Genomic DNA, 5652 nt, shown 5'->3' on the forward strand with positions numbered 1-5652 from the left:
AGTAAAAATAATGAAATTGGAACAATCGGTACCACAGTCAATAAGGTCGTTGGCAGCTATTCATCGACCATTGATAAAATTAATAGCGTTAATCATATGATCGCTCAGATTACGGATAGTTTGGTCGATATTACCAGTAAAAATGCCAAAATATCTAACCAGCAAAACCAAGAGCTCGAGATGGGTGCCACGGCCATGGAAGAAATGACCTCCGCCCTTGCCACGGTAGCGGAGAACACCTCCATGGCAGAAAAGTACGCAGGTAGTACCGAGAAAGAAACCACCACCAGTAAAGATGTGTTCGATAAAACCATGGTCGAGTTTGGCAGTTTAGAAACTGAATTCAAAAAGACATCGGAGGTGATCCAAGAGCTTGCCGATGAATCCACTAATGTAGGTAATGTACTTGATGTGATTAAAGGCATTGCAGAGCAAACCAACCTCTTAGCGCTAAACGCGGCCATCGAAGCGGCGCGAGCAGGCGATCAAGGTCGTGGCTTTGCGGTTGTGGCCGACGAGGTGAGATCTTTAGCGCAACGGACACAAAAATCTGCTGGAGAGATTGAAGAAATGATCGGTGGTTTGCAAGGTAAGGCGGAACAATCAACACAGACTATTCGTGTTAACGCAGATAAGATTGCATCGACACGTGACAATATGACCACCGCAAACGAATCGCTTGGCACGATCAAAGAATCTGCGATAGAAATCCATAGACTGAATTCATCGATTGCATCGGCCACGGAAGAACAGCTTTCTGTCAGTGATGAAATCTCGAGCAATTTATCAAACATAAAAACCTTATCAAGCGATATGCATGAAGCGATTGATCAACTGGGCCCGATTGTGTCTGATTTAAAAGATAACGTTAACGCATTGAACGGTGCTATTCAGGATATTCGTACCTAATTGACAGGCGATGACTGTTAACCGGATTGCTCGAGTGAGCAATCCGGTTTTGTCCAAACGCTCATACGTTCTCTCATTGCAACGAGATCTATCGACAAACACTGACACACTCGTACATTCTCACGACAGCCTTTTTTCTACTTGGTAATTATTCAGCCTTCTTTAACGCGTTTTTGCCTGATCAGCAAACCAAAACTGGCCTCAAATGAGGCCAGTTTTGCTCGTATTAAACCTTTGAATGTGCGAGTGTTATACGATACGTCGCCGAAAGATGCGATGGCCAACGGCATTGAATAATGCGCCTGCCACAATTAACCCACCACCGAGATAGGTCCAAATTGAGGGCACTTCATTAAAGATCCATACCCCAAGCAAGGTTGAGAACACAATTTGTATATAGGCATAAGCAGACGCTTCACCGGCTTGTTGGGTTTGCATGGCTTTGGTGAGTCCATACTGGCCAACCTGGGTAAATACACCGACTAAAACCAATAGCAATGTGAGCGATAAACTTGGCATCACGAACTGTGGCCACATCAGCACGGTCGCGATAGGCAGGGCAACCATGGGAAAGTACAAAATAATTACCGAGCTGTCTTCGGTGCGGCTGAGTTTACGCACAATCACATAAGCCATTGAGCTGCCTAATGCCCCCAGAAGCGCAATAATCACGCTAAACGTGGGCAAGGCCTCCGCAATATTACCGTTAAGGTTAGGTTGCACCATCACGTAAAGCCCGATTAAACAAAGCGTAATACACACCAACGTGGCGCCTTGTAATCGCTCTTTGAGTAACACCAACCCAAGCACAGCAGTAAACACCGGGTGAGTGTATTGCAAAACAGTGGCTTCGGCTAAGGGTAAAGTCGTGACTGCATAATACACACACATCAGCGCGGCTGTACCGAGTACACCACGCAGCAACAGGAGTTGCTTATTGTTACCCCATACCGACAGGCCTTTACGTTTCACATCGGTGTAGCTGATGATGAGCGACACCAGTGCTCGGGCGGCGACAATCTCAAATACAGGGATACCATTGACAGCCACGTATTTCACACAGGCGGACATCAAGGCAAAGCCAAGCGCAGACAGAAGCATAAAGCGGATCCCAACGGGGATCGCAGAGAAAGAGAAGGCAGGCATAATCATACAAACTTAAACAACAGGGCGACTATGATAACGCGTCTCGGTGCGCTTTGCTTGATGATTCGATAAATAAACGCGCGTCAGCGGTTGCCGCGCGTTGTCGTTGTTTAAACTGCCGAGGCATGCGGCGACGGAGTGATTTAATCGGTGTTTAAGTAACGTCGCGCTATGGCCAAAGTTGGGTTAGCGAGCTTAGCAATCCATCGCTCGCGCCTTGTTGGCCCAAATAGTCGAGCACAACCGGCACAAACTGCTTTAACGTGGCCGCGTCGATACCAAGTTTTTCTGCTGCACGATACACATCACCCATTGAACCGATGCCACCCGCACTCGCATTGTCTCCGAGTAATGACGAAAGCGACGATAAATCAGGGCGTAAACTTGCAAGCTCTTGTTGATCGCTGCCGGTGAGGCCATTCGCTGCCATGGCGAGTAAGGCCCCGGCGCCACCTGTTGCTTGAGCTGGGCTCACATCCACTTGTTCAGTGATCGATTTAACGAGCGGAGATTGGCTTACCTCATCACCGGCAAATTGGGTTGCCATTTGCGTCATCACATCAGTGGTTTTATCGCCCTGGCCGAAAAGGGCATAGCTCGGAGTGGTAAGAAGAAGACTGGAAAGCGTTAACAGTGTGGCCGCGTATTTCATGATCCCTCGCTCGTTATAAAGAATAAGCACGTTACTCTAGGTATAGCGGGACTTGCCGCTGAATGAAAGAAATCCGCGTTGAAGTAGTCAGTGTTGTGTTTGACCATGATGAGCAAAGCAATTACGTATTAGTGATTTGATGTAAAAAAAGACCAGCGCCCCCATAATCCCCCCGCCATGAGCGAGGTGAGCAATATCGATACCCAATGCGGCACGCATGGGCAGAGCTTGACCCAACAAGGCATCAGCCACACATTTTATACCCGTGATTAAAGCGATGCATTTTCCGCTTGGGGTGCGAATCGTGCTTAATCCCCCAAACATAAACAAACCGTACAATACGCCAGACAGCCCCATGTACTGCTGATAGGGGCCCCACCACATCACCAGACCCACCACACAAGCAAGCCACAATAGCAGCCAAGCGAAGGTACTAGCGTTGATGTGGCGATAAAAAATGAGGCCGAATACGACCAATCCCGCCATATTGACCGACAAATGAAAAAGGTTTTGATGAACCAGATTGCCTGTAACGAATCGCCACCACTGACCGGATATCAGCGCATTTCGCTGCCAAATCCATGTCTCAGCGATTGACGTGTAATGAGCCCAAACACATGCTAGCGCGACGATTATCAGTAAGAAAAGTGGCCGGACAGATGCGGATAAGATGATAGGTTGCCTTGGTTTCATCACAGCCTTATATCTTGTCAGCGATTTAATAACAACGGCTTATCGCAGGCAATATGACTGAATGAGATCTTTCTCAAAGTTCAATACAAGTGATAATTGATCTCAATCGTATTTGCACCTATGATTCACGCCCTGAACTCACCCCCAATTTAATGTTTGTATAACATGAAGTTAGTGAATGCGCTGTTAGTCGGGCTTTTGTTTGTGTCGCCATTTAGCCATAGCGATGATGAAACGAATACGTTGTCGTCATTTTCGTGGCTGCAAGATGTGACGCAACAACAGGATAAAATTCGGACATATCTGGAGCGCCAAAATCAGCATGTGCAACAGTCGTTGACAGCGAGTCAATCGCTTCGCGATGAGCTATTGAATGAATGGCTGCGCACACCGCAAACCGGCTCCAAACCTTGGTTAGCGCGCGATGGTCGCGAATTTTTACAAACACGGGTTAATGGTGAGCGCGTGCTGCGTATTCGCAAAGCCGTCAGCGAACAAGAAGCAATTAGCGAACAGAAAGCAGGTAGCGAACAGGCGTCGACATTGCTCAACATTGAGGCGCGAGCGGCTGAGCATGCGTATTACCAGCTGGGGAGTTGGTCGCTAAGTCCCAATGGACAATGGCTCGCCATTGCCGAGGATATTCACGGTGAGGAAGACTACCGCATCGTGCTGATCAACCGCCAATCAGGGCAAACCGATATTATTGCCACCGAGGCTGATGCATCTGTCATCTGGTCGCCGGATAATCAGCAGCTCTACTATGTCGGTAAAGAGGCGAAAACCGCGCGTCCTAACCAATTGTTCCGCCATGAAATAGGTACCACCGGTGGCGATACCTTGGTATATGACGAAGCCGATCCTGCTTGGTTGCTGTCAGTATACCGTGCCAGCCACACAGATACGGCCATTGTGCAAGTCAACAATGAATCGTCGACCGAACAACGTCTGCTCCATCTGAATGATGGCAGCCTGTCTGCACCGCTCAAAGCGCGTCAACCGGGTGTCGAATACTATCTCGATAAGACGGATGATGCGTTATGGATGCTGAGCAACCACCAAGAAACCAAGCAGCTTTACCGTGCCGCCGTTGCGACGCCGAATGATTGGCACGTGGTTTATGCTGCCGAGTCGGGCGCTGAGTTAAACACGTTTTACCTTTTCGAAGATGGCATTGTCCTCACCCAACAGTATGAGGGTGAGCAGTGGTTTGTCTTACTTAATGCGGATGGTGAGCGCGTTGTTAAGCAGCCTTTGGCGGCACAAGGGCAGGTCGCTTGGTTTGCGCGCGGAGGCGACTATGCTAGCAATCAGTTGTTTATTCGCAGTATGTCGCTCGTACAGCCGCCACGATGGGAAGCGCTAGATCTTAAATCCGGCACACGTCGTGAAGTCAGTGCCGATCATTACCCCGACTTTGATGCATCTCGTTACCACTCTGAACGCTTGTACGTCGGACCGCATCGTATTCCTGTTACGTTAGCGTACCGCAAAGGTGCGCTGACTCCGTCATCGCCAGTCGTGCTGTATGGATATGGCGCGTATGGCTTTACTATGAAGCCGTATTTTATGCCGCAAACTGTCTCGTTAATGGACCGAGGCGTCATCTATGCAATTGCGCATGTGCGTGGCGGGGGCTATTACGGCGCAACATGGCACCAAGCGGGCAGCGGGATGAATAAAAAGCATGGCATCCAAGATTTTATTGATGTCACCAAAGCGATGGGCCGTTATCAAGATGGACAGCGTGCAGTCGCGGCTGTGGGCTCTAGCGCTGGCGGTACCTTGGTTGCCGCGGCACTTAACCAAGCGCCCGCAGCGTTTGCTGCCGCTAGCCTCAATGTTCCGTTTGTCGATGTGCTGGGCAGTATGTCTAACCCGGCGTTGCCGTTAACTGCACAGCAATATCAAGAATGGGGCAATCCCGCGCAAAGCGATCAGCGCGAGGCAATGCAAGGCTATGATCCTTTGCGCAACATCCAGCAAAAACCTTATCCCCCTATGCTGGTGCGTGTCGGTTGGGACGATCAGCGTGTGCCCTTTTGGGAGGGGGCGCAATACCTTTCGCATTTAGCCGCAACCAGCACCCGATCGGGCCCTTATTTGTTGTTGACAGATTTTTCCCGTGGCCACCAAGCCGATGCGCGTCATGGGCTGACGTAACAAGCGACCGACTATGCCTTTCTCTTACACCAACTGAAGCGTGTGAACTAACCGGAGTATTAAATGAAATTGTCTTCTGTCTCTGTGGC

General features: G+C 49.4%; 5 protein-coding genes. 2 read left to right on the plus strand and 3 right to left on the minus strand.

Annotated elements, in window-relative coordinates; translation table 11 throughout:
- Positions 1–909, plus strand: a 909-nt coding sequence (locus BZG79_RS10750; RefSeq protein WP_242414164.1) for a methyl-accepting chemotaxis protein, incomplete at its 5' end; no start/stop codon positions are given.
- Positions 910–1158: 249 nt separating this feature from the next.
- Here the strand turns inward: BZG79_RS10750 and BZG79_RS10755 are convergent.
- From BZG79_RS10755 to rrtA, 3 genes are all read right to left on the minus strand, one after another.
- Positions 1159–2055 carry a DMT family transporter gene (locus BZG79_RS10755; protein WP_077774383.1) on the minus strand — a complete coding sequence of 299 codons (897 nt, stop codon included), beginning with the start codon at positions 2053–2055 and terminating at the stop codon, positions 1159–1161.
- 169 nt (positions 2056–2224) lie between these two features.
- Positions 2225–2707 carry a DUF2780 domain-containing protein gene (locus tag BZG79_RS10760; RefSeq protein WP_077460594.1) on the minus strand — a complete coding sequence of 161 codons (483 nt, stop codon included), beginning with the start codon at positions 2705–2707 and terminating at the stop codon, positions 2225–2227.
- Positions 2708–2794: 87 nt separating this feature from the next.
- The gene (gene rrtA / locus BZG79_RS10765; protein ID WP_077679509.1) at positions 2795–3400 is read right to left on the minus strand and encodes a rhombosortase; all 606 of its coding nucleotides are present in this window, start codon (positions 3398–3400) and stop codon (positions 2795–2797) included.
- Positions 3401–3565: 165 nt separating this feature from the next.
- On the opposite strand from rrtA, the gene BZG79_RS10770 reads away from it, so the two are divergent.
- Positions 3566–5563 (plus strand): prolyl oligopeptidase family serine peptidase, encoded by a 1998-nt coding sequence (locus BZG79_RS10770; protein WP_077774381.1) that lies wholly within the window; start codon positions 3566–3568, stop codon positions 5561–5563.
- Positions 5564–5652 lie beyond the last annotated feature (89 nt).

Source organism: Salinivibrio sp. MA427, assembly GCF_001996115.1.
Taxonomy (GTDB): Bacteria; Pseudomonadota; Gammaproteobacteria; order Enterobacterales; family Vibrionaceae; genus Salinivibrio; species Salinivibrio costicola.

Bases quoted from the DNA above. Each gene is read 5' to 3' on its own strand.
- rrtA (WP_077679509.1), bottom strand. From the start codon at position 3,400: ATGAAACCAAGGCAACCTATCATCTTATCCGCATCTGTCCGGCCACTT.
- BZG79_RS10770 (WP_077774381.1), top strand. From the start codon at position 3,566: ATGAAGTTAGTGAATGCGCTGTTAGTCGGGCTTTTGTTTGTGTCGCCA.
- BZG79_RS10755 (WP_077774383.1), bottom strand. From the start codon at position 2,055: ATGCCTGCCTTCTCTTTCTCTGCGATCCCCGTTGGGATCCGCTTTATG.
- BZG79_RS10760 (WP_077460594.1), bottom strand. From the start codon at position 2,707: ATGAAATACGCGGCCACACTGTTAACGCTTTCCAGTCTTCTTCTTACC.